Origin of the sequence: Cerasicoccus maritimus, assembly GCA_031296935.1 — a bacterium.
GTDB lineage: Bacteria > Verrucomicrobiota > Verrucomicrobiia > Opitutales > Cerasicoccaceae > Cerasicoccus > Cerasicoccus maritimus.
Genome location: JAVDPD010000007.1, coordinates 114,468 through 138,617 on the forward strand (window position 1 = coordinate 114,468; position 24,150 = coordinate 138,617).

Annotated in this window: 15 protein-coding genes and 9 tRNA genes; 16 read left to right on the forward strand and 8 right to left on the reverse strand. The window is 50.3% G+C overall.

Features of this window, described 5'->3' with window-relative positions; genetic code table 11:
- The first annotated feature begins 106 nt into the window (after positions 1 to 106).
- From RBB62_RS06805 to RBB62_RS06870, 14 genes are all read left to right on the forward strand, one after another.
- A tRNA-Asn gene (locus RBB62_RS06805) sits at positions 107 to 182 on the forward strand.
- A gap of 491 nt (positions 183 to 673) precedes the next feature.
- Positions 674 to 750 (forward strand) — tRNA-His (locus RBB62_RS06810).
- An 83-nt stretch (positions 751 to 833) separates the two neighbouring features.
- A tRNA-Met gene (locus tag RBB62_RS06815) sits at positions 834 to 908 on the forward strand.
- Between the two features lie 4 nt (positions 909 to 912).
- Positions 913 to 987 (forward strand) — tRNA-Asp (locus RBB62_RS06820).
- A 5-nt stretch (positions 988 to 992) separates the two neighbouring features.
- Positions 993 to 1,066 (forward strand) — tRNA-Gly (locus tag RBB62_RS06825).
- A 7-nt stretch (positions 1,067 to 1,073) separates the two neighbouring features.
- Positions 1,074 to 1,148: transfer RNA gene (locus RBB62_RS06830), tRNA-Gln, on the forward strand.
- Between the two features lies 1 nt (position 1,149).
- A tRNA-Cys gene (locus RBB62_RS06835) sits at positions 1,150 to 1,225 on the forward strand.
- A gap of 439 nt (positions 1,226 to 1,664) precedes the next feature.
- Positions 1,665 to 1,722: transfer RNA gene (locus tag RBB62_RS06840), tRNA-Phe, on the forward strand.
- An 8-nt stretch (positions 1,723 to 1,730) separates the two neighbouring features.
- Positions 1,731 to 1,809: transfer RNA gene (locus RBB62_RS06845), tRNA-Thr, on the forward strand.
- Between the two features lie 777 nt (positions 1,810 to 2,586).
- Positions 2,587 to 4,104, forward strand: coding sequence for a slipin family protein (locus RBB62_RS06850; RefSeq protein ID WP_309397990.1), 1,518 nt, complete (start codon positions 2,587 to 2,589; stop codon positions 4,102 to 4,104).
- Between the two features lie 109 nt (positions 4,105 to 4,213).
- Positions 4,214 to 4,519: an HNH endonuclease gene (locus RBB62_RS06855; protein ID WP_309397991.1), complete on the forward strand. Its 306-nt coding sequence runs from the start codon at positions 4,214 to 4,216 to the stop codon at positions 4,517 to 4,519.
- Between the two features lie 101 nt (positions 4,520 to 4,620).
- On the forward strand, positions 4,621 to 5,619 hold the full coding sequence (locus RBB62_RS06860) for a hypothetical protein (RefSeq protein ID WP_309397992.1): 999 nt from the start codon (positions 4,621 to 4,623) through the stop codon (positions 5,617 to 5,619).
- A gap of 265 nt (positions 5,620 to 5,884) precedes the next feature.
- Positions 5,885 to 7,030, forward strand: coding sequence for an aldo/keto reductase (locus RBB62_RS06865; RefSeq protein WP_309397993.1), 1,146 nt, complete (start codon positions 5,885 to 5,887; stop codon positions 7,028 to 7,030).
- Positions 7,031 to 7,749: 719 nt separating this feature from the next.
- The gene (locus RBB62_RS06870; protein ID WP_309397994.1) at positions 7,750 to 9,912 is read left to right on the forward strand and encodes an alkyl/aryl-sulfatase; all 2,163 of its coding nucleotides are present in this window, start codon (positions 7,750 to 7,752) and stop codon (positions 9,910 to 9,912) included.
- Here the strand turns inward: RBB62_RS06870 and RBB62_RS06875 are convergent.
- The 3 genes from RBB62_RS06875 to RBB62_RS06885 all read right to left on the reverse strand — a co-directional run bounded on the left by RBB62_RS06875 (position 9,877) and on the right by RBB62_RS06885 (position 12,797).
- Positions 9,877 to 11,277: a recombinase family protein gene (locus RBB62_RS06875; RefSeq protein ID WP_309398011.1), complete on the reverse strand. Its 1,401-nt coding sequence runs from the start codon at positions 11,275 to 11,277 to the stop codon at positions 9,877 to 9,879. The genes RBB62_RS06870 and RBB62_RS06875 overlap by 36 nt on opposite strands.
- Entirely contained in the window at positions 11,273 to 12,313 is a 1,041-nt protein-coding gene (locus tag RBB62_RS06880) for a lactonase family protein (protein WP_309397995.1), read from the reverse strand. Before RBB62_RS06880 ends, RBB62_RS06875 begins: the two co-directional genes overlap by 5 nt.
- A 154-nt stretch (positions 12,314 to 12,467) precedes the next feature.
- Entirely contained in the window at positions 12,468 to 12,797 is a 330-nt protein-coding gene (locus RBB62_RS06885) for an integrase core domain-containing protein (protein ID WP_309397996.1), read from the reverse strand.
- A gap of 453 nt (positions 12,798 to 13,250) precedes the next feature.
- On the opposite strand from RBB62_RS06885, the gene RBB62_RS06890 reads away from it, so the two are divergent.
- Entirely contained in the window at positions 13,251 to 13,523 is a 273-nt protein-coding gene (locus RBB62_RS06890) for an archaeosortase/exosortase family protein (protein WP_309397997.1), read from the forward strand.
- Positions 13,524 to 13,641: 118 nt separating this feature from the next.
- On the opposite strand, the gene RBB62_RS06895 is transcribed toward RBB62_RS06890, so the two are convergent.
- Positions 13,642 to 14,178, reverse strand: a complete 537-nt coding sequence (locus RBB62_RS06895) for a JAB domain-containing protein (protein WP_309397998.1) — start codon at positions 14,176 to 14,178, stop codon at positions 13,642 to 13,644.
- A 327-nt stretch (positions 14,179 to 14,505) separates the two neighbouring features.
- Here RBB62_RS06895 and mobF point away from each other — a divergent pair, with 327 nt between their 5' ends.
- Positions 14,506 to 17,331: a MobF family relaxase gene (gene mobF, locus RBB62_RS06900; RefSeq protein WP_309397999.1), complete on the forward strand. Its 2,826-nt coding sequence runs from the start codon at positions 14,506 to 14,508 to the stop codon at positions 17,329 to 17,331.
- 92 nt (positions 17,332 to 17,423) lie between these two features.
- Here the strand turns inward: mobF and RBB62_RS06905 are convergent, their stop codons facing one another.
- Genes RBB62_RS06905 through RBB62_RS06920 form a run of 4 tightly spaced genes read right to left on the reverse strand, consistent with a single transcriptional unit; the run spans position 17,424 to position 24,137 of the window.
- Positions 17,424 to 18,575, reverse strand: a complete 1,152-nt coding sequence (locus tag RBB62_RS06905; protein ID WP_309398000.1) for a Wadjet anti-phage system protein JetD domain-containing protein — start codon at positions 18,573 to 18,575, stop codon at positions 17,424 to 17,426.
- Positions 18,576 to 18,591: 16 nt separating this feature from the next.
- Positions 18,592 to 21,978 (reverse strand): ATP-binding protein, encoded by a 3,387-nt coding sequence (locus tag RBB62_RS06910; RefSeq protein WP_309398001.1) that lies wholly within the window; start codon positions 21,976 to 21,978, stop codon positions 18,592 to 18,594.
- 3 nt (positions 21,979 to 21,981) lie between these two features.
- A complete protein-coding gene (locus RBB62_RS06915) occupies positions 21,982 to 22,593 on the reverse strand; it encodes a DUF4194 domain-containing protein (protein WP_309398002.1) in 612 nt (203 codons plus the stop codon).
- Positions 22,590 to 24,137 carry a DUF3375 family protein gene (locus tag RBB62_RS06920; RefSeq protein ID WP_309398003.1) on the reverse strand — a complete coding sequence of 516 codons (1,548 nt, stop codon included), beginning with the start codon at positions 24,135 to 24,137 and terminating at the stop codon, positions 22,590 to 22,592. Before RBB62_RS06920 ends, RBB62_RS06915 begins: the two co-directional genes overlap by 4 nt.
- Positions 24,138 to 24,150 lie beyond the last annotated feature (13 nt).

A 24,150-nucleotide genomic window follows, 5' to 3' on the forward strand; every position in this document is an offset into this window, starting at 1 on the left:
GTTCACTTTTTTCGGCAATAGGAAGGTGGTGTAACGGCAACCAAGGCTTTGCCTTGGAACCGAGAAACTGCGTTTCTCATGTTGGCCATACTGATGGCTTTTTTGTTCGGCGGTAGTTCAATTGGCAGAACCCCTCCCTGTTAAGGAGGCAGTTACAGGTTCGAAGCCTGTCCACCGAGCCAATTTCACAAAGGCCCGAGCGCATGATAATCGCGCCGCGTTTCTATAATTAACGAATGGCTGCTGCTGAGATACAATGATCTCCGAAGCCATCACTATTACCTTAAAGGGAAGATGCCGCCGTCTGTGTTGGAACACCAGGAAATGGCCCTCTGCTAGGATGCGGAGAAAACCAGACGGCGGCGCAATTTTTCAAGGCAAGCCTTGGAACCGAGATGCTGCGCATCTCACACTTTTAGAGGACGCTGCGTAGTGGGTTACGACGCCGCTTGCTAAGCCGCCGATTCCCCAAGGGGAGTGTGGTTCGATTCCATGCGGGGGCACCACTTTCTTCAAAGCTTTGCAATGCAAAGCTTTTGTTGGGCTCATGGTGAAAGCGAAGATCATACAAGGGCGCGAACCTTGTGTTGGAGGTTTGAGTCCTCCTGAGCCTACCAGCAGGGCAATGCCCTGCACTCGAGATACTGGCGTATCTCATATTCTTTCTTAAATACAGGTGCGTGGCCCAAGGGGCAGGGGCATCAGGTTGTGAGCCTGGGGAAGTGGGTTCGAATCCCACCCACCTGACCACCAAGGCGCAGCCTTGGAACCGAAATGCTGCCGCATCTCATGGCTTCGCGATTAGTCATCGGCTCTTCGTGACTCCCTTTCATCGCAGAGTAGCTCAACGGATAGAGCTCCGGTCTCATACGTCGGCGGTACGGGTTCGATTCCCGTCTCTGCAACCATTTCGGGTGCATCGTCCAGCGGCTAGGACAATGCATTGTCTATGCGAAAACGTCGGTTCGATTCCGGCTGTGCCCGCCATTTTTGCGCGCATCGTCCAACGGTAAGACGACGCTCTTCCAAAGCGAGAATGCTGGTTCAAGTCCAGCTGCGCGCACCATTTTGATTACGGGATAGTGTAGTCGGTAACACCGCAGATTTTGAATCTGCTATCGGAGGTTCAAACCCTCCTCCCGTAGCCAGGGCGCTGATCCCCAATGGCGAGGGCGCGGGCCTGCAAAGTCCGCTCTATCGGGTTCGAATCCCGGCGGCGCCTCCAAATTTCAAAGCGCATGATAAACTTTGCGCGATTCTGTAATTAACCCCTCAGTGACGTGATATTATACTGTAAGCATGAAATAACTCCACTCAGCTAAGATGGCCAAGACTTGTATGCGTGATTTTTCACGTAGTCGAAAAACAGAAACATATTCGAGATATGATTCGTCTCCAGCGGGCTCAGACATGATCAGAATCGGGACCAGTCCATCTCTCAAACCCATCTCGTAGTAAGTTCCAAATTTCGGCTCCTGCACAAACTTGGCATTTCGCCACACACATCAATTTCTGCGCGCTTACCGAACGCTCGGTTTGCGCGCCAATAAACCTTTCCGCGTCGGTCGACGGCGGCGTCTTGCGTCCATTTTGATGGTCTTGCGATTCTCCGTTCCGTTTCAGGCAGTCTAAGCGACGTGAGAAACATAGACATCTGAGGATATAGCTCAGTTGGTAGAGCAGTGGATCGAAAATCCATTTGTCTCGGGTTCGATTCCCGAACAGAAATCGGAATAGTAGTGCAGTCAGGTTAGCACACTGGTCTTGTAAACCAGAGGTCGAGGGTTCGAATCCCTCCTTATCCCACCAAGGAAGTCACGGCAAAGACTTAAAAATCAGCCACTAGCATAGGGTGCTAGCAATGCCAGTACGAGAGGAACGCAAAGCAAAAACAAAAGCCCAAGGGGAGCCTTGGCATTTCGTGAAAGCCCGGCGCGGATTGTTTAGCGATAATCAATTCCGCGCCAGCGCCGCGGCCGCTTGAGTCGGCGTGGATACCGGTTGCTACTTGACTGGGCAAGACAGCGGCGCATGCCGCGCACGCTGGGTATGGATGCGATTGAGGCGAACCTGAGGGTGCTTTTTTCGCGGAAATACTCTGCGTTGCAAAGTATGCGCCAAAGTCGCGCCCAGCCAACTGGCCTCCTGAAGCGCGGACCCGCGAGTCCGCCGCGTGGCTGATCGATTGGCCCAACTCCCCGCGGGCCCATTTTATTCTAATGGCGAATCGCTAGAGCACTTTTCATCTAACTTGGCCGATCAGGCCGCAGTGATTTTTCGTGTCCAGCAAGGCTGGCTTGAGTGTAGCGCACTGGAAGTGCGTGAGTGAAAAGCCAACGAAGCTGGCGCGGAAAAGCGCTCGGTTAAAGGCTTGGGGCCAGATTGGAAGGTCGCGGCGTTGGCATTTCAATCACGGGCTTCCAGCCCGCTCAATCAATACCGCCTTGCGCTGCTTCCAATCTCATCCCCACCTGATTCGGCCAATTTAGATGAAAAATGCTCTAATCGCCCATGACGAAAGGGACACAACATTCCGCATTCGTCATTCGCTCTTCGCCATCAACTAAACCTCAACCCAACACGAACATGATCCCGATCAAATATGTGAACATTCCGTATGAGCACTTTGGTCTCGTTTACCGTGACGGACGTTTCGTGAAACTGCTGAAGCCGGGTCGCACCTGGTACTTCGATCCACTCATGCGAGTGTCTATCGGCAAGCTCTGGCAGGGCAAGCCTTGGATCGAAATGCCGGCGACGCAGCTGCGTCAGCTTCGCGAATCTCCCGCCATTCAAGAGCACGCAGCGTTCATCGACCTGAAGGACACGCAGCGTGCGCTCGTTTGGCTGGACGGCCGTTTCCACGGTATCCTCGAGCCGGGGCTCTACGCCTACTGGAAGACCGTTGTTGAAGTCCGCGTGGAAATCATGGATGTGCGCAACATCCTGTTCCGCCACGACGAAGCCGACATCATCCTCAAGACCGCCGCGGCCAAGCGCCACCTCGACGTATACGAAACTGCCGAAAACCTCGGCAGCGTAGTTTACGTGGACGGGCGCTTTCACGGCGTTTACGGCCCGGGAACCATTGGCTACTGGAAGAACGGTCTGACCGTTCGCCGTGAGTCCTTTGCGCTCCCGTGGCTGCCGATGAATGACAACGAACTCGAAAAGCTTCGTGAAGACGGTCAGCTCGACGCGTTCGCATCCTTCGTCGACGTTCAGGACAACCAGCGCGCACTGGTGTGGTTTAACGGCCGCTTCCATTGCATTCTGGGGCCGGGCCTCTACGCCTACCTAAAGGAAGGGCATGAGGCCCGCGTCAACCTGATCGACGCGACGATGCCGCAGTTCATCTACGATGAGCTCGACGTCATCTTCAAGCACGCCGAGGCGCTTCGCCAGCTCGCGGTCTACGAAATCGCAGACAACGAGCAGGGCGTGCTTTACCAGGATGGGAAGTTCTCTGAGCTTCTTTCTCCGGGCCGCTACGCGTTCTGGAAGGATGTAGGCAACGTCCGCGTCCGCCAGTACGATCTGCGTGAGCAAGTCCTCGACGTGAGCGGGCAGGAAATCATGACGGCAGACAAAGTAACCCTGCGTCTGAACGCCGTGCTGAGCTACCGCATCGTCGATGTCCGCAAGGCGGCTGAAACCGTGAAGGACGCCGAACAGGCGCTCTACCGTGAGCTTCAGCTGATCATCCGCGCGGAAGTCGGCGGCCGCACCCTCGACCAACTGCTCACGGACAAGACTGCGGTGGCGCACGACGCCCTGAAGTCTATCCAGCAAAAGGCTGAAGATTACGGCCTCGAAGTCAAGGGGCTGGGGATCCGCGATGTCATCCTGCCGGGTGATATGAAGGAGCTCCTGAACCAAGTCATCGAAGCCGAAAAGGCCGCCCAGGCCAACGTCATCAAACGCCGCGAAGAAACGGCCGCCATGCGCAGCCAGCTCAACACGGCCAAGATGATCGAAGACAACCCGACGCTCCTGCGCCTGCGCGAGCTCGAAACGGTCGAAAAGATCGCTGAAAAGTCGAACCTGCAAATCTTCGTTGGGGATGGGCAGGGGCTCACCAAGAGCATCGTCAAACTAGTCTAACTCAGTCCCGGAGGGCCAACGACTCCGGGGCTTTATTTTTTCATTAAACGCCATGCTTGAAATGTACACCGCAAAAATTAACTTTGTGGGGCAAAGCAATCGCTCCACTATGTCGAAGAAAAACGTTGAAGAGATCGCCTGCTCACTTTGCGGGCGCGCCACTCCGGCCAAGCATGTCGAGAAACATCACCTCGTGCCGCGATCCAAGGGCGGGACGGACACCATTGATGTTTGCCGAAACTGCGGCGACCAGGTCCATAAGCTATTTTCGAACAACGAACTTCGCGACGAATACAATACGCTGGAGAAGCTGCGAACCGCGCCGGGAATGGAGAAATGGATCCGCTGGGTGCGTAAGCAGGATAGCTTCACCTTCTCGATGAAGTCGCCCAAGGGCCGACGCCCGGACAAGTAATCCCGGGCATTCATTTTTTATCAATGCAGGCAGTCCGTTCGCGGGCTGCTTGTTTTACTTTGCCGTGCAAAGCTTAACTGCGCTGGGAGGCGCACATAGTCATGAATACCGAAGAATTGCGCCTGATTCGGGATTGTTTACCCGAGGGGCGCACCAAGTATTATTACTTCAAAGACGCATATGTATTCCAGATCCTCAAGTGGAAGCTAGGTGAGGCGCAGGCCACTGCTTCTTCGCTCAAGCAGCATGCGCAATGGCAACGCTTCGCCAAGAAGGAAGCCTTCGCGCGTTACCTGTCGAAGTGGCCCGATGGCTTGGTCGATGGCGAGCGCTTGGGCTACTATTGGCCGAGTGATCAGCAGGTGCATGCGTTCCGTTTAACGTTGGGCGAGTGGGGGCAGGAGCCGAGCAATCAGAACGATTCCTGGTTTCAGACTTCGCGTTCCGGCTGGAACCTCGTGCTCCAGCTGAACTTTCCGGCCGAGCATGATCGCGAATACCGAAACCTGGTTGGGCCGGATGGAGGCAGCTACTTCGCGTGGACGTTTCACCCGGTGCGTGTGGGCCAGTATAATACGCTGGCTTGGGCGCGTCTGGATATCGACCTTGATCGCGGCGTGGCCTTGATTGAGGAAATTCAAACCGACTGGCTGCGCGAAGCCGCGAGTCAGCGCAGTCACTTGGCCAAGGAACTGAAGCAGGGCAGGCTGAAGCTCGATGACCGCTGGTGGCAGTCCACCGTGGGCAACGTGATCAGCTACTTCGACCGCAACCTCGAACCCTTGCTCGATGTGTGGGACGAGGCCATGCTGTCGGCGGCTCTGTGGTTCCTCTATAAGGAGCTCGGCGTTTCGCGGGTGTATTATCACACGTGGGAGTCTGGGCTGCTATACAAGCAACTGCCGGAGGATAGCGCGCCGCCACGCTCACTCTACACCAAGTTGCCGAAGCGATTCGGTTTTGAAAAGGTGGAGATGGGCCCGAGCTTCCTCGACGAGTCGCAGAAGTCTCGTCGCTTCTGGAAGCGACGCAAGGACAAGCGAACCACCGCAGCTTGGTGGCGCCTGGACCTGGAGTCCGCCGTTCAATTCGCCAAATAGGCATAGTGAAAAGGGGAAAAGGGCGGCCCGGCCTTTTTGGTTGGCCGGGTCGCCTATCAATTTTTTGTGCGAGTCATCCTCTCGCATCCACCGCCGTTCGACTGTTGCTGGCTTTATTGCCGGGAGTAGAAAAGCTGCTTGTGTGGGTTGCCTCGCCGGCGAAACGCATTATATCTTTGCGTCGACATACGGTGGTGTGTCATGGATTATACTCTCTCCCAGTCTTGTTATGCATTATCGTCGATTTGGCCGAACCGAAATTCAAATGCCCGTCATCACTGCGGGTGGCATGCGCTACCAGCAGTCGTGGGAGGACCTCTCCGCTGACAAAATAAAAAAGGAGGAGCAGGAGCGCATCACGAGCTGTATTCATCGCGCCTTAGAGTTGGGGATTAACCACATCGAGACCGCGCGGGGTTATGGCAGCTCCGAAGTGCAACTGAAGCGTGTGTTGAAAGACATTCCGCGCGAGAAATACGTTTTGCAGAGTAAGGTTGCGCCGCAAGTGGACCCCAAGAAGTTTGAGGCAATCCTGAACGACACCTTCGACCGTTTGGGCTGCGACTACCTCGATTTGTTTGGTTTTCACGGTATTAACCTTGATACTATCTTAGATTGGACTGTTCGCAAAGGCGGCTGCATGGAGGTCGCGCGACGCTGGCAAAAAGACGGCCGCATTAAGCACATCGGTTTTTCTACGCACGCGCCGTGCGATGTCATCGTCCGTGCCGCTGAGACCGGCGAGTTCGACTACGTGAACCTGCACTGGTATTTTATCAACCAAACGAACTGGGCCGCGGTTGAAGCTGCAACCAAGCAAGATATGGGCGTCTTCATCATTAGCCCGAATGACAAAGGCGGGCAGCTCTTTAACCCACCACAGAAGCTGGTGGACCTGTGCGATCCACTGACGCCGATGGGCTTCAACACGCTCTTCTGTTTGCGTCGACCCGAGGTGCACACGCTGAGTGTCGGCGTGGCGCAGCCGGATCAATTCGACCCGCAGATCGACGCACTCGAACACTACGACAACATCGACGCGACTATTGCGCCGATTGAGAAGCGCATCAATGACGCCATTGTCGCGGAGCTGGGCACCGATTGGTGGCCAAGCTACGTTGAGGGATTGCCGAGCTATTTGAACGCTCCTGGCGAAGTGAATCTGCAATACATTCTGCGGCTTTGGACTCTGGCCAAGGGCCTCGACATGGATGGCTATGGCAAATACCGCTATGGCATGCTGGGTAATGGCGACCACTGGATGGGCGGCCAGAAAGCAGTAGACTTTAAGGACGAGGACATCATTAAGGCGGTCAACGGGCATCCCTTTGCTAAGAAAATTCCGGACATCCTGCGCGAAGCACACGAAATATTTAAGGGCGAAGAGCGTAAGCGTCTTTCCAGCGCGTAGTTTAGTGGCGGCTCAATATTGGTATTGAGTAGCTCTTTTCCGGAAAAGCCTACGTAGGCTTTTTGAAAACAACCGCATAGGAAACTCCGCAACAACCGCATAGGAAACTCGAAAAAGCCTTAGTAGGAAACTCCGAAAGAACCGATGCTATCATGCCTCAACAACCGATGCTGTACCGCCTCGATAACCGCTCGGTTGTTGGGGCAACACACGGGCGGTTGTTTGCGAAACAATAGAGTAGGAAACTTGAAAAAGTCTTAGAGGGCGTCTAAAAAGTCTGATCGAGTCGGCGAGATGTATTCGAGAGGCAAAATTTCGGCTTCTGAATCGAGGCGAAACAAGTTTCGTCGAGATGAAGAAATGATATTTTGGCCTCGGAGGCGCTCTCCGACGAAGACCACTTGAGTTTTTAGACGCCCTCTTAGTAGGAAACTGCGCAATAACCGTGTAGGCTTTTGCGCAACAACTGTGGTGTTGTTTGGAAGTGGGCAGGGGAGGGATGTTTAAAATCTACGATTGGGGACCAAATCTTGGCACCATTTATAGATAGTCACTTTTTGTTCATTGGAATTGTATTGGAATTATTATGGTTTGTTAATGAAGTATTAACTATTCAAGTATTATTATAGTGTGCGCGAAAGATTTTGAGGAATTTAAGGGGTATGCTGGAATGGTTGTTTGCTATTGTTAACATACTCCCGCAACAGTTAATAATTTGTATGAAAAAACTGATACATATCTACTTCTTTGTTCTTCTACAATGCCTGCATGCACAAGTATCCATTGTTGAGGTATCTGAAAGCGAACTTTTACTTGAGTGGGATGATCACGGCACTCCCTATCTGTTGCAACAGAGTAGTGACCTCAGCCTCTGGTCTGATTTAATTGCTTTGCCTCAATCGTATACCAGTTTCGATGCGCCTTACGATTCTCTGCCAGTATTCTTTAGAATTCTCGATGTGGATTCTTCAGTGTTGCGTGAGTCAAAAGGAGCAAGCCCATATACTGTCGGCGCTTATCAGCAGGTATTGGATTCATTGCCATTTGGTGAGCAAACCGACGACTACACTGATGCTCAGCTTGGCTTTATATCGCGAATAGACGATCTGGTAATAACAAGTGATGACGGTGATGTTATTTGGGATTTGGGAGATTTTGAGTTCCTTCAGGAAGAAACTGCACCTCTGACGGTCAATCCGAGTTTATGGCGTCAAGCCAAGCTCAACTACGAGTATGGCCTATACGAAGTTACTGACGGAATATACCAAGTAAGGGGATATGATTTAGCGGTCGTTAGCTTTATCCGTGGAGATACTGGATGGATTGTCGTTGACCCGTTATCTTCTGTTCAAACGGCAGCAGCGGCTCTGGATCTGGTAAATACAGAGTTCCCTGGAGTGCCCGTTACAGTTGTCATTCATACGCACTCTCATATCGACCATTTTGGTGGGGTGGCTGGCGTTGTAACGGAGGAACAATATGACAACGGAGAAGTAGAAATTGTAGCTCCAGTTGATTTTATCGATGACGCAATTACAGAAAATGTAATGGTATCGGCTCTGCGCAGGCGTGGAACTTATATGTACGGCATTAATTTACCAGTGTCAGCAACTGGGAGGGTCGACGCCGGTCTCGGGAAAGGGGTTGCTTTTGTTGATGGCGCAACGATCTCGTTATATGATCCAACAATTACCATTTCTGAAGATACAACGATGACGCTTGATGGAGTCGATTTTGAATTCGTTTACACGCCAGATGCCGAGGCGCCTACCGAGATGTATTTTTACTTACCAGATTTCCGTGCGCTCTGCATGGCTGAGTTGGCAACTCGAACCATGCATAACGTATATTCTCTGAGAGGAGCTAAGGTTCGTGATGCATTGGAATGGTCAAAATATTTGAACACCGCTTTACAAACATACGGTGATGAATCTGACTACTTGTTCAACGTTCACAACTGGCCTTTTTTTGGTAGTGAAGCCATCATAGAGCACCTGACTCAACAACGTGATTTAATGAGGTTTCTTCACGATCAGACGCTTTTTTGGATGAATCAGGGTTACACCATGACGGAAATAAGCGAGTTGGTTGAGTTGCCCTCGGGATTAAGTGAGATATTTGCGGATCGTGGCTATTATGGCACGGTGAGCCATAATGTCAGAGCGGTTTATCAGAGGTATCTTGGCTTTTACGATTCCAATCCAGCAAATTTGAACCCCCACGAGCCTGAAGTTGCTGGTCCTTTGTATGTTGAGGCCTTTGGGGGAACGGAGAGCACGCTTCAAATAGCTCGTAAGGCTTATGCGAGTGGAGATTATCGATGGGCCGCTGAAGTCCTTAACCACTTAATCTTTGCTGACCCGGACAACGTCGAAGCTACGAACCTTCAAGCAGATACTCTGGAACAGCTCGGCTATCAATCTGAGTCTGCTCCTTGGCGGAATGAGTATCTTACTGGAGCATACGAATTGCGTGGGAACGAGGTATCCTATCCTGACACTGACAATAGCATCCTTTTCACTGCAATGGAAAATGATCAGTATCTGGATATGATGGCTACGTTTGTTAGCGCTGAAAAAGCTGATGGTAAAAGCTATAAGATTAATATGATAATGATACAATCTGATGTTGAAGATGATTTTGCCGTGGAACTCTCAAATTCCGCCATTTCATACACGGAGGGAGTGTTATTTGAGGACGCTGACGCAACACTTACAATCAATCGTGATACGATTGAAGACATTCGTAATGGGGTCGCCACGATAGTTGAAATCTTTGAAGATGGTTTAATTGAGGTTTCTGGAAGCTTTGAAGATCTCGTTGCATTTTTTGAAGTCTTCCAATTTTCAATTGATGGGGACTTTAATATCGTAACACCCTGACGCTCTGTCAGTTGGCGCGGCAACGTGTCCGGGGGTTCGAATCCCTCCTTCTCCGCCACTAGGGCTGAAACTCGAACTCTCACTCCCACTTCTGGAAAATGTTGGCATTAGGTCACTTGCGATAAATTCCAGTTGGACCAAATAGAGAGAAGTTCGTATTTTGAGCGTGGTGCATGGTTTTCCGCTGGGTAGGCGGTCATTTTCGGGGTCGAACTTTTTGATGCAAATGCCCTTCAGGATGAGCCGCAGGGCTTCCTTCTGGTCCTCATAGGGTAATGCGTCAAAAGTGTCTTTAAAGTGGCTTAGACGCGCTGCAATGACCTCGTGATCGGTCACGACGCGCTCCTTGTAATCAATGTCGATCCTGACCTTATCGCGCTCGATTTCGACGGCGTGTTTGTCGGCGGCGAGCTTTTCAGCCTCGGCGCGAATCTCGAAGCTGAAATGACGGTCGCCTTTTCCCGCAAGTTCAAGGTAGTGGCGTAGCTGGGCGCTGATTTCGCCGTGACGCTTGTTGAGCTCGGCGAGCTTCTTCTTGAGCGGGCGCAAAGACTTCTGTTTCTGGCTGTTGGATGCGGCAATCGCCTTCTTGATGATCGCGGGATTCTGACCCAATTCGCCAATCAGTTCGACGACAATCTTTTCCAGCGGGCGGGCTGGTACGCTACGTAGTGGACAATCGGCGTGCCGTCCGTCCCGGTTGACGCAACCACACTTGTAATAAAGGTATTGCTTGCCGTTGGCGTCCTTTTTGCCGCTGGGATGCGGAATTAGCGCATTGCCACAATGCCCGCAGTGGGCAAGGCCCTTGAGCGCGGCTTGATGCTTGTCACTCTGCCGAACGGCGGGCGCCGGTTTGAGTTCGCGCTTGTTCAATGACTCATTGGCCTTTTCCCAAAGCTTGGGCGAAACGATGCCCGCATGTTCGCCGGGGTATTCCTGATCGCGGTGGCGAACCACGCCCTTGTAGAGCGGATTGGCGACCAGTTGCTTAATCTTATCGGAGCGGAAACGCTTGCCGCCAACTTGCTTTTCGCCGCCCCGAGACTGATAAACACGTTGGCGGGTGCGGGCTCCCTCGTCGTTGATCTGCTGGGCAATCATGGTGGCGTCGCCCCATTCGGCGGCTAGCGTGTAGATTCGCTTAACCAGCGCGGCCTCGTCTTGATTTGCGCTTAGCTTCTTGGTTTGCGGGTCGTAGTCGTAGCCGAGGGGGATGGTTCCCCCGGCCCATTTGCCGCGCTTGGCGCGTTCGGCCAGTTTGTCCGAGATACGCTCGGCGGTCAACTCCCGCTCATATTGCCCGAAGCCTAGAAGCATATTGAGCATGAGCCGTCCGGCAGGCGTGCCGGTGTCGCCACTAATCTATAACCAGTAAACTGACGGGACTCCCGAATTGGTTAACTTTGATCTTCGAGGTAGGGAGGCCTGTTTCGGGGGATAGCTCATGCGCAACAATCGCATTGGATGTCTGGCAAGCAACGAGTAGCCAATCGCCACTTGGGTGAATCATTAAATCGCGTGGACCGGCTCCACCGGTAGAGTAGTAAGATTGTCGCTGTATCTCACCGCTTGGGTTTTTGCTAAAGATGGATAGCGTTTCCGTTGCTCGATCTACTGCATAGATTAGCGGTAATTTCGGGTGCATACGAATTGCGCTGCAATGGGGAGCTTGCTTGGTTTCGGGTGGTAAAACAGATTGGGCACTCGCCCAATGGCAGCTTGCATACTCTTCATCCCACCTCCCATGGTAGAGTCGGCCGTCCAGCTCTGCTATGCAGTATATGTCTTTGCCATCCTCGGAGAAAAGAGAATGTCGCGGTCCGGCTCCAGCGGGTAATTCAATCGCACTGTAAGGTGCCAGATTTTCTGGTTTATTGCAGTCATGAATCCAGATTTTATCGCAACCAAGATCGTTTATGAGCATCCATTTTCCAGATGGTGAAAATAAGACCTGATGTGGATGAGGTGATTGTTGGCGCTTTAAATTCGGACCTTTGCCAGAGTAGCGGTAGGTTGCGATTTCTTTGCCATTGGAAGCACATAGTAACATGGCTGTGCCCTCAAGGTAGTTGGTTATGCCGATCAAATCTCTCGAAGGGTGAGTTGCCAGATGGCATGTGGCTCGGCCATTGGAATTTGCGGTCCACACGGGCGTCAAGGTCTGGTCTTTATCTATGAATGCTGTCACTGTGCCAGGGCCGTCGATTACCTCCGATACAGTATAAATAATGCCATCGGAGCCAACTGCACTATACGATGGATTTATCAGGTTGGAGTTTGCGAATGCGCATTGTAAGTCGCCGGTCCTTGAGTCAAACTCTGCGATGCAAAGTCCGATGCCAGTTGAATTGGGCGTATGGTTGTAAGTGCCTATTAGTAATCTGGTTAGCTTAATCACGTCTAATTGATTCCGTTGTAGATGAGTTCATTGTTGGTGGGCTGTGCATTATCGGCGTGGGATATCTTTAGACTCACGGAAGATCTACTGTAAACGTCCGGTGACCGGCCCTATTGAAGCGGAGTGTCGTTGGGCAGTGACCTGCTCCCAATCTTCATACTAGAGGCAGTGCTAGGATTTTCCGCTTCGATTGGGTTATTGTTGCCTTGGATGTAGCTTGCTGGGCGTATTCGGCCGGATGCCGATAGCCCAGCGAACTGTGTGGTCTATACGTATTATAATCGAGGCGATATTCTTCAAGCTTTTCCCTGGCCTCGGACAGGGAAAAGAAGGTCTCAGTGTTCAACAGCTCATTGTGGAGCTTGCCATTAAAGGATTCTATGTAGTAGTTTTCGGTTGGTATGTCTGGTCGGATAAAATCAAGCTGAACCTCTTTGGCATAAGCCCAGGCATCGAGCACTTTGCCAGCAAACTCAGGTCCCATTGTCCACGGTGATTGCCTGTGTGCGCACCGGCGGTGCGAGTAGCCACCGAGGAATCCACCAGCAACCCATAACCCAACCAACATAAACAATCCGCCGAAGTCTCAATTGAACCGATACGAAAAGTGAGGGCCGATCAATGATGTAGAGCGCGATGGCAACTGCGTTGAGAAAAAGCGAATCTGAACGCTGTTCATTGAAAATTCCGGGAACGGGGTGACGTCTGCTTTGATCATCATAAAATCGAGGGTCTCAGAGAAGACGCTGTTACCTCAGAATTTATAGGCGAAGATGCCGCCACCCGAGAGCGAGCAGCCCGCGAGAATCGCGGTCCAGGCGCCGCTGTCGTTCCCTTTTTCCAATAGAGTCCGCCAATGATAGCGGCTCCGGCTCCTCCGACGTAGATCGCATAGGTGACCATGAACCACATGACGATGTATTCGTAGACCTAAAGAATGCTCCAAAGAAAAAGGCGAAGAACTGTTCGCAATCGATCGCTTACGGCCTACATCTCTGCGGGTACCTTTCTGGTCGCCGTGTTCATGGACCGGTTCTGGAAAAAACTCCTTATGTTCGTGGCGGTCTGTGTCCTGGCCATTGTGATGAATACTTTCCGTTACCTGTTCCTGATGGGCTGGGCCTACCACTATGGCGTGGTGCCATCGATGAAAAGCCGCCTCCTGCGCCGGTGCATTGAACGCGTGGTTTGCGACGCCCTTGTTGAATAACTCAAGCTGGACAATAAACTAGTCGGAATGTTGGTTGTCGATTCCGACGTTGGTAATCTACTATTGCAGACTGAAACTCGTCCCGCCTAGCAGTTCACCAGGCGGGGCAGGTGGCTTTTCAGCAAAGCCCATTCTCATTGGATGAATAGTATCCGATTCCTTTTGGATCGGATTTTGGATCACCACAAATGATGTGGTCGAGCAAGGGAATCTGCATCAATTTAGCGCACTCTCCGAGACTGCGAGTCATGCTAATATCTTGCTTTGATGGGTATGGATCGCCACTGGGGTGATTGTGTGCAACTGCGATGTTGGCGGCGTTCGTCAGAATCGCCACCCGGAATACTTCCGCCGGGCTGACTAGCGCTCCGCTGATCGTTCCGAGTGCAATCATGGTTCGGCTTGTCGGTTGATTTTTGCGGTTCATACAGATGACCCAAAAGCTTTCCTGCATGAGATAATTATCGAATGCCCCCTGCATGTATTGATAGATCATCGCCGGGCTGTCGAGTGGTGTGCTCTGGCATTCCGAGACCAGTGAATACTTAATCGAAGCTTCGTAGATTTTCATTTCATACCTTTCATTTTGAAAGGCTTCCGGCCCCTCAAAACCAATGAGGGTTTGAACTGGAAACCGTTCGCGCTTCGCGCTCACGCGAGCTCAAGGTGGAGGCGCAGCACTACCTTGAACCGTGTGACACCATTGGAAAAAACGGGAACAGTTTCTTTTCCGGCGCGGCCTAATGCGCCGCAATTTTCGCCCGATTTTTCTGAGCGATTTGAGCGCAATTTATGAACCGGAAACTTCGGCGGTGACTGGCGCAATAATTGGGGAATCCGCGATTGGACAACTTCCCTATTAAGCGGGCGAATCCTACGATAATATAGCCTTAGCTCGTAAGGGGTAAGGCGTCCCCCACCTAAAGAAACGCCCCAATGCGTTTCAGAACATAAATAACACCGCGCCAAGTAGCGTCAAAACATGCTCAGTCCCAAGCCACAATACAACCTGCGGAATGCCAAGGAATACTTCCGTGAACACTTGCAGGTAGGCGACTACTACGCCCAAGAGAATGAGGTACAGGGCGAGTGGTTTGGGCAAGGAGCGGAAAAATTGGGACTGCAAGGAGCCGTAAAAGAGCAACAATTTGTGGCCTTATGTGAAGGGAATAATCCCGTCACTAACGAGCGCCTAACTGCGCGTAAAAATACGACGCGAACCAAGGACGGCAAGGAAGTCGCCAACCGCCGCATCTTCTACGACTTCACGATAAGCCCGCCCAAAAGCGTGTCGATTGCCGGGCTCTATCAGGACGTGCGCATCGTCCACATTCACAATAAAGCAGTCCAAACAGCGATGCAGGAAATGGAGAAATTCGCCATGACCCGCGTCCGTAAAAATCGGCGCTCCGATGACCGAACAACCGGCAACGTGATCGGTGCGGCCTTCCGTCACGATACGAGCCGGGCGCTTGATCCGCATTTGCACACGCATTGCATCGTCATGAATGCGACCTATGATCCGGTCGAAAATCGGTGGAAAGCATTGCAGAATTACGAGATGCTAAAGGCGCAAAAATTTGTCGAAAACTTGTATTACCACGAGCTTGCCAAGGGACTCAAGCAATTGGGCTACGTGATCGAGAACAATGCGCGTGATTTTGAAATCAGAAGCATATCGCCCGAATTGATTGAAAGATTCTCGAAGCGTCACCAGCAAATTGATGCGGGCGTGCGGGAGCATTTATCGAAGGGAAATCGGCCCAAGAATTTGAAGGAATTGCGGGCGCAAATTGCGCACGAAAAACGGGACCGCAAAATCAAGGAATCGTCGGCGTCAAATTTGCACGCTCATTGGAGTGGCCAAATGACGCCTGCCGACATCGCGTCATTGGCGCCAGAAAACGCGCCCAATTCCGTCGATAAAATCACGCCGGATATACAAGCCATTGTCACTTGGGCCGATGAACGGGTGTTCGAGCGCAAGTCCGTGGTGGAATATTACCAGCTCAAAGCGGCGGCATTGATCCGGGGCCGGGGCGAGGATTTCACCCTCCAAAATCTGGACGCCGAAATCGCCCGCCGAAATTACCTCAAAAATGAGCGCGATCACAACATTACCACCCACGTTGCAATCGACCGCGAACTCGCAATCGTGGACACCGCCCAAAAAGGGCGTAATCAGCACGCGCCATTCTGCGAAAATTATCAGCCGTCAATTGCGACGATAACCGACGAACAAAAATCCGCGGTTGAGCGGATCCTTGGGAGCCAAGATTATGTGACGCTTTTCCGGGGCGGAGCCGGGACCGGCAAAACCTTCGCGCTCCAAGAAGTGAATCGAGGATTACAGGATGCGGGTTATTCGGTGGTCGTTTTGGCACCGCAGCGCCAGCAGGTCATTGACCTGCAAAACGACGGATTTGAAGCGCAAACCGTCGCCCGGTTTCTGGCGAAAAGCGAACTGCCCGGTAACGCGGTCGTCGTCATTGACGAAGCCGGGCAGATTGGCGGCAAGCAAATGTCGGACCTTTTCACGACGCTGAAAGCGAGTGAAACGCGCATCATTTTGTCGGGCGACACGCGCCAGCATGGCGCCGTGGAAGCCTCGGACGCGCTCCGGGCCATAGAGAAATACGCGCATCTTCATCCCGCTGAACTGACCGCGATTCGTCGGCAAGACCCGGCCAAGGGTCGTGACGAAAATGAGCGCGTTTTCATCGGCGAATACCGCGAAGCGGTGAAAGCCGCTTCCAAGGGTGAAGTCGTCGAGTCGTTTGAACGACTCGACTCCCTTGACAGCGTAGTGGAAGTCGATGAGGCCAATCGACAGGCGACTTTAGCCGATGATTATTTGCAGGCGCGTCAGGCCGGAGAAACCACGCTGATTGTCGCCCAAACTTGGGATGAAATTCACGCCGTCAATGCGGCGGTGCGTCAGCGGCTCAAGGACGAGGGCCAGTTGGGGAAGGATACGAAGCTGGCTTTCTACGAAAGTCGCGACCTGGATAATGCGCAAAAGCGCGATGCGCGTTATTACCAACAAGGCGACTATGTTTACTTCATCAAAAAGTACGGCCGATTCGGCAAAGGCGAACTTGCGAAAGTCGAGGGCGCCAGTGAGCAAGGCTTGTCCCTGCTCAAAAATGGCAAGGTAACGACGGTCAGCTTTAAGCAGTCCAAGCACTTCGTTGTCGCTCGCCAGCGTGAGCTTGAACTGGCGCCGGGTGATCGCCTCCAAATGAATTTCAACGGCAAGTCCGTTGATAGCAAACCTATCGTTAATGGCGAACTGGTGACGGTTTCCCGTATAGCTAAGAACGGCAAAATTGCCGTCGTCGATGATCGGGGCCAGCGCAAAACATTGGCGCCAACGCAGCGCCTAGCCAATCTCGGTTACGCCGTAACCTCTTACGCCTCTCAGGGCAAAACCGTGGATACGGTTTTATTTTCGGACTCGCAAAATCGCGCGGCGACGAATCGCAATCAGTGGTACGTGTCGATTTCGCGGGCGCGGCGAAAGATCAAGATTTACACTTCAGACAAGGAAGCCCTGCGCGAAAATCTGCTGCGCCTCGGCGAGCGCGCCTTGGCGCTGGATTTGGCGGCGAAGGCCAAGCTGTCCGACGCTTTAGCGAAAGAATCCATTAAGTTGGCTCAACGCTCCCGCATGATCGCCGAGCATATTGCCAAAGGGCAATTGCTGAAACAATTGCGCGAACCGTCGCCTTCGCCCCTACAGCGTATCCAGCCGCCCCGCCGCACACTCAGCCGGAGCCAAAGCCGGGGTATGCGACAATCAATGTAAGGCTAGCTAATATGGAAATTTAGAATAAAGGTAAAGGCAGTTGAACAGGTATGAGTTGTCGCTATCCATTTTGAGGTTATATGAACTGAAAGCTAGCGAATCACACGGAATCCTAAGGCTTCCAATACACCAAGAACATAGCGATGTGGGATACGCTCTTGTTCAAGTCTAAGGTTGTGGCTTGCAATGTAGGAATGGAGAGCCAGTTCTTCGGCGTTCAGGCTATCAGATGGGATGGGAGATGAATCTACCCCTTTGCCAACTAACTCATGAAACTCATTCAAAAGTGTTCGCTCCATTAGCACGCCACGAGTGGATGATGAATGCTCCTTAAACCTTCCATAGATGCATAGACCATGGCAATCGAGATCTCCCCAGTAAAAAACTTCTCGCTGATTTACCCAATCTTGCTGTGCCAATAGCGATGCTGCGCCACCGCCTCCCCAGACTCCTAGTGTGTTCTTATATTGTGGAAGCGAGAGCAAAGGAGTTCTATTCTCACTGATGAGCAGCTTGGACGGTAAGTTCATCTTCGCCAGCGTATGGAGGGGAAGCGCAATCCAATCACCAGGTATACCATTTGGAATGTAGTTGGGGTCGAGGAAACGTACCCAGCAGGTATATGGCTGCTTTCTGAAGCCATACCTCAGGTCGAAGTCAATCGAGCCGTCAAGAACGTGTTGGGGCGCAACAAGCTCAAAAATTTCAGACAGTAGCCTCTCGTGTTCCTCAAGATATTTGGAATGTGGTGCTGCGGCGAATTCGCGCCTATAGATGTCTGGGCGTGGATTGTTGAGATATTCCTTTACGATGTTGAGTATGTTGTGAAACTCGCTCGATGAGCTAATGAGTTGAGATACATTTCGGAAACACCATTCTGTTAGTACTGGGTAGGATTGGCTGAGCAGGGCAAACGATTCCCTGGCCTTATCTACCTCGTCCAGGCGACCAGCGCTACGATACACATCATTCGAAGTGTCAAAGATAATCCGTTGTGGAATCTGATTGTTTACAAAGGTACGGCGTGACTGGAATTCAATTCTGTAGCCATAGCCAATTTGTTCTTTGGATTTTCTAACTAGACCTCTAATCCATTCATCCATCTGAGTGAAAGACATTTCACTCTCTTTGGGAGTCTTGAATGGAACAAGCCAAGGCACAAATTCTTCACCCCTAAGCTCAGCAATTAAAAATCTTTTTACCTGTCTCGCGGCCTTGGCAGAAATTTGTTCTGAAGTTATCATCGCATGGGGGGAGGATTCACTGTGCAGCTACTGGCTTCTCAGCAAGGCGAACTTTTTCCTCAATGAGCTCCTTGGTCATTGTTAAGATTCGTGAGCGGTCTTTCTTATCCTCTCCAGTGCTTTTTACCGTCATTATGTAATAGTCCATATATGGAACTACAATGAGCGATTTGGGGTCAAGGGGTGCAACTACCATCGTCTGAAAGCCAAAGCTTTCAAAGAGTTCCAGGACATATTGAGCATAGATATCATCAACCTTGGCGAATGCTTCATCAATGACCACGAAACGGAAACGTGACTCAATCGGGTTTTGTGGATCGAGATTGTATTGGTAGGTTAGCGCTGCTACCAGAATCGTGAATGCAAGTTTGGCTTTCTCACCGCCTGATGAAGTTTCAGTCGATCTGAATGTTCGAATTTCAGAGCCATCTGCTATGCTTAGTTCATCTGCCGCAAAGTCATACCAATTGCGGACGTCACAAGCGGTTTTAGCCCATCCATCTTCTGCTGATAGATCATCAATGAATGGCTTAATGGTTGTGAAGAAGGCCTCAGCTTCCTCGTAGGTGCGCTCTCCACCCAATTTATTGCTGAGTGACTTGTTGAGGTATTCCCGAAGCTTGTCACGCTGATGGAAATTTGCCCTGACGTAGCGCAGGCGGGTGTATGTGCCTTGGTTATATTCGATTTCGCGCAAGGCGTCACTGATTTCATCAATCCGCCTTTTCATCTCAATATCAGCATTGCGAAGTTCATGGTTTAATTGTCCCAGCTCATTATATAAGCGATCACGAGCCATTTTGCGGAATCGTTCCTTGTGTTGAGGAAGCCCCTCACTACTGATTCTTAGATACTCTTTTCGGAATTCCTTGAGATAGCCAATCTGGGGAACAAGCCTTTGCCAGAATCCATCCTCACGGAATGCTTCTAAGAAGCTAGCCATTGCAGCGACAATGTCTTCCGTAAGCTTATTTAGTTTTTGCTCTGCACCCCTTATTTCTGATTCCAGCATCTCACGAGTTTTATTGTCATCATCGAGGATGGTATCAATTTTCAACAAGCATGATTTGTTGTATTTATTCTCTGCTTCTTTCAATTCATCCGGTTTGGGAGTAGAAAGTCGCATTTTAGCATTTCTGGCAATAAGCAGGCTATTACGCCATCCTTCCATGCGAGATTCAAACTTGGATTTGGCAGTGTTTAAATCTCGCATATATTGAGAGATTTCTCGTTGTTTGCATACGGCTTCCGAGATGCGATCATCGAGTTCTGCAATATCTGTGTTCTCCTTCTTGAACTTATCGATATCCAGCTCTATTTCTGCTATCCGGCGTTCGAAAGCTGCGGCATCTAGTTCTGACCAGAGAGTAACTTTCAGCACTGTATTGCCATGATGCGTGACATCCCGCCAGTAGGTTTCTCGAATGTTAAGGTTTTCCTCGACTTTCTCTAGGCGATTAATGTCTTGGCTGAAATTGTTGATTGATTGTGCAAGTTCGTCCTGCTTTTGCTTATTGTCCCAACCAAGTACAAAATTCTTTGGATCACGGCTATTCTCGCGGTCGTCCTTTCGGATTCTGCCATTGTCATAGCGTATCTGCCCTTGAATGGTCACGGCTCGTCCACGATAGTCTTTAAACGCATCGGTATTCCTGATGCATTTGATTGGGAATCGTTGCCGAACTTCGCGGCGAACCCATCCTCCAAATTCATGTTGCAGGTTATAGGACAATTTTTGGGCTAGGGAATCTGGACCGCTTTGTTTGTCGCTCCGAAAGCCCAGATTGTCATTGGGATCTACCTTTTCATACTCAAGAAGCATCCCTCTTCCAGCCTTATTACGCAGTTTATTGCGTTCAGCGTACTCAACAACTTTACCATGCAATTCAGGCGGGATAAGAAGCGTTTTGCCAAATCCATTGAGGACTAGCTCAATCGCGAGTTGCCAATCAGACTCTTCCTTGGAGACCTGAATTAGCTCTGCTGCAAAGGGAAGTCGATTGAGTGCTATACCAAGAGCCTCGCACATGAGTTCGCGTAGTTCCTTTAGAGGCAATGGGATATTGGATTTTGATCCCTGCAGCTCTCGAAGTTCTGCTATTTCGGTTTCGCGTTGTTCTCGGATAGCGTTGAGACGAGTTCTGCATTTTAACGCATCATTGCGGGCCTCTTGGAACTCATGGGGTGCCTTGCTGTGGAGTTTTCTTACAGTCTTAATCGTATCCTTGAATGTGTTGTAGTCTGTTGGCTTAACAGGAATCTCCAATGCTGCCAACGCAGAGTTAAATTCCCTCAGTCTAGATTTGCAGTCTGTAAGAGAGCGAGTTTGCTGCTTTAAGTCTTCCTCAAGAGCCTTAAGTGCTGAGCCCTTAGTTTCCTTCTCCAGATTCAACTTTAGAATTAGATTATCGAGGGTTTCCTTTTCCTTTTCTTTCTCAGCATATTCCTCATCCTTTACTACGATTTCGTATCTTGCTTCCTCTACAGCTTCTTGGAAGATTAGTTCTTGGCGGTTCTTAAAGAAATAATTCCTGACTACCTCGCATCTTTCTAGTTCAAGTTTGTGTTCGCTGGCTTTAATGTATTGGTCGCCCTTGTTCTCGATTGGCGTAAGTTTTTTTAAGTGATCCTCGCTGCGGAGGATTTGCTTATAGGCCTTTTCAAGATCAACATAGTGGCGAGTGATTTCCTGGACCTGAGCTTCATAGTCTTTTGCATCGAGCATGTAACGTCGAATGAAAGAATTCAGATTTTCGATCTCTTTAACGGCCACAGTTTGATTGAAGACGTCAAGGGCCTTGGACCTCATGTTGCACCATGAGCGAATTTTTTCAAAATATGCGCGAACGGCATCTGGCACGGTGAAACCTCGCCGCTTGAGTTCCGCTTTGATTGAGCGAAGTTCTTTGAAACTGGATAGATCAACCTTGATGGATGACGATTCTTCTCGATAAAAATAACAACGTTTACGATCACCACCACTCATGTACATGATCTGCCCAATGGAAAAATACTTGCCGTTGGAGTGGTTCCTGAAAACTGCTAGTAGCGTGGATAGAGTACCTTCTTGGGGGCGAAGATATTCGGGTGACGCCTGAATTTGCCCCTCTTGGCTGACTTCCTTGAAGGCACCTTTGATGTATGAGTTTTCGTTGCGTCCCTTGCGCTTCCCGTAGGAGCTTGCAGATACATTATAATTGCGGTTGCTCTCAACCAAGAGCGTCAGTAGCGCATCACTAATAGTTGTCTTTCCGGTAGCGTTATTGCCGATGAGTAATGCGGGTTGCCCAGCGAAATCTAAAACGAAAATATCCTTATCAAAAGTGCCCCAGTTTTGGATCTCCAGACGCTCTAAACGAATGCCCGATTCCGAGAGTGGAGAATGATCTTCAAAAAGTTCCATGCATTAATCCAATTCGATTTCGTCTCCAGCCGTTTTCGCACCTTTTCCAAGTTTCAGATGCTCCCATTGACTGATAAATTCAGGAGTTACTAAGCTGTTGATTGATGGCAGTATTCTATACATGCCTTCGTCCGCTTTTGCGTCACGAATCACGCGCAATTCTGATATTAGTTTGTTAATTTGAGTTTCAAACTGTTGACGCCCCCGCCATTCATCATTGCGAGCGACTTGGGGTATTGCTTGATACTCTTCGAACAGTTCGTGCAATAGTATTGTGGGTGGCTCAAACGATCCAACGTTCTCTTGATGCTGTACATAGTGCTTCTTAAGAAGGATGCATATTGCCGTGACTGGGAAAGAAAGGCGGCGAGCTTTGGTCAGCTTCGGCAGGTCTCTGAAGCCGTCAGGTGCATCATCTCGCGGAATATTGCTTAGATATGCGAATTCATCGTGCTCCACCACAACTAGCAACATACCAATTTTGATGAAGTACTGTTCGATTTCCTGGCGATAGCTAAGGATCAAGCTCCAACTCTTCTCATCATCTGAATAGATGGTGTCTTGTAGAAGCTTTATAAGTACCGGAAAATATGGCTCGTATCGTGGCCAGTTCATGGATTGGTCTGGTTAAAATTAGAGAGATTTATTATAACTCGCGGAAACGTTAAGTGCATGGCATTGGCATCGCTTCCAGGAATCACAACGGAATCCTCTTCTCCCTGAATGAAACGACATTTATTGTCGTCAGCGATCTGTAGATATACGGCTAGCTCAATAAGTCCGTGCTTGAGAGGCTTTTGCTTGATGATTTCAGGAAGCGTCAAAGTGTCCTTTTTTAGAATCTTGAAACACTGATGAATATTCGTAACAAGGGCTTCATAGTCGATGCGCTCCATTGCTGCAACCGACTTAGCAGCAGCATCTTGTTCCGCTTTTGTTTGCTCAAATACGTTGGCTTCTTGCTTCTGTAATTTAGCGGTTGGACGGAAAGGTCTATAGTCATCTATCATCCTGAATGTCGGCAAGTCATCCACTACGGCGAATTTTTCAGGATTCTGGACAACGAAGTCCTCATCCATAAAGTGAGAGAGAATAGACTGAATCTGGGCGAGTAGCTTCTGGCGTTGAGCGTTGGCTTTATCGTCAAGGACACGTCGCAGTTGCCTGCTAAGTCTCTGGACAGTCTTATTGACGCGCTGAGCTTCTTGGAGAAGGCGTCGCTCAAAAGACATGATTTCGGACATGTCAAAGGAAGACAGCTCCGGGATTTCCGTTAGATTTTCCCGGAGAGAATCTAGTTTCATTAACTGCTCGGGGGAGTTCAAGAGGGCCAGAAAGCCAAAGAAAGACTGTCCTTGATCTGAATTGCGAATGTGCTCGTCATGATCGAGCATATATTCAAGGACATCTCCACGACTAGTCGTGTTGCCTATACTTGAGCTTTGGATGTCTTTGGCAACTTCTCGGAAGTCTTCCTCTACTTTTCGAAAATCACTACCAAGGGCTCTGATGTCATCCGTTAAATTACGAAAATGTTCACGAATCGTGTGCGGATTTTTATCAAAAATACCGTCTTGCGATATTCGGTCAATGTCACGCTGTATGGCATCTCGTCTAGCTTCTAGCCTGGATATGTAAGTTTCTACATCGCCGTGCCCCATTAAGACCACCTCTTCGAGAATCGCAAAAATGCGCTTCAGACTGGTTTCGGCGGCTACTGGGCGCCGTGCTTCCTGTAAGCCGATGACAAATTGAATGGCTTCTTCGGTAGATGCTCGAAGGGTGAAAACGTAGGTATCTGTTTCATTGTCATGGCTACGCCATAAAATCTGCTCTGCTTCGGAGGCCCACGAGGATAAAATGCTCTCGGTAGGGCCTTTTAAGGCATCAAAACCCTGATCTACTAGATATTCCTGAAATGTCGTTAGCTCAACGACGAGCTGATCAGATACGATTTCTGTCCTTGAGCGCGTTTTGAAAGATTCAATTAAAAACGAAAGAATAAAGGCTGCATTGGTTTTCTTCAACAATCCCCATGCTGCATTGTTTTCACGTAAATCCTCTAGCGTTTGAACATCCAAGATTTCTTTATCTAAAGAGTAATATTGACAGACCAAGGTGAAACTTAGCCCTACGTAGCAAGTGTAAACTTCGTTCAACGGTTGCTAATTG

Coding starts and splice junctions, on each gene's coding strand:
- RBB62_RS06870 (WP_309397994.1), top strand. CDS start 7,750: ATGAAAAAACTGATACATATCTACTTCTTTGTTCTTCTACAATGCCTG.
- RBB62_RS06885 (WP_309397996.1), bottom strand. CDS start 12,797: ATGGGACCTGAGTTTGCTGGCAAAGTGCTCGATGCCTGGGCTTATGCC.
- RBB62_RS06910 (WP_309398001.1), bottom strand. CDS start 21,978: ATGGAACTTTTTGAAGATCATTCTCCACTCTCGGAATCGGGCATTCGT.
- RBB62_RS06850 (WP_309397990.1), top strand. CDS start 2,587: ATGATCCCGATCAAATATGTGAACATTCCGTATGAGCACTTTGGTCTC.
- RBB62_RS06855 (WP_309397991.1), top strand. CDS start 4,214: ATGTCGAAGAAAAACGTTGAAGAGATCGCCTGCTCACTTTGCGGGCGC.
- RBB62_RS06890 (WP_309397997.1), top strand. CDS start 13,251: ATGCTCCAAAGAAAAAGGCGAAGAACTGTTCGCAATCGATCGCTTACG.
- RBB62_RS06860 (WP_309397992.1), top strand. CDS start 4,621: ATGAATACCGAAGAATTGCGCCTGATTCGGGATTGTTTACCCGAGGGG.
- RBB62_RS06905 (WP_309398000.1), bottom strand. CDS start 18,575: ATGATAACTTCAGAACAAATTTCTGCCAAGGCCGCGAGACAGGTAAAA.
- mobF (WP_309397999.1), top strand. CDS start 14,506: ATGCTCAGTCCCAAGCCACAATACAACCTGCGGAATGCCAAGGAATAC.
- RBB62_RS06865 (WP_309397993.1), top strand. CDS start 5,885: ATGCCCGTCATCACTGCGGGTGGCATGCGCTACCAGCAGTCGTGGGAG.
- RBB62_RS06915 (WP_309398002.1), bottom strand. CDS start 22,593: ATGAACTGGCCACGATACGAGCCATATTTTCCGGTACTTATAAAGCTT.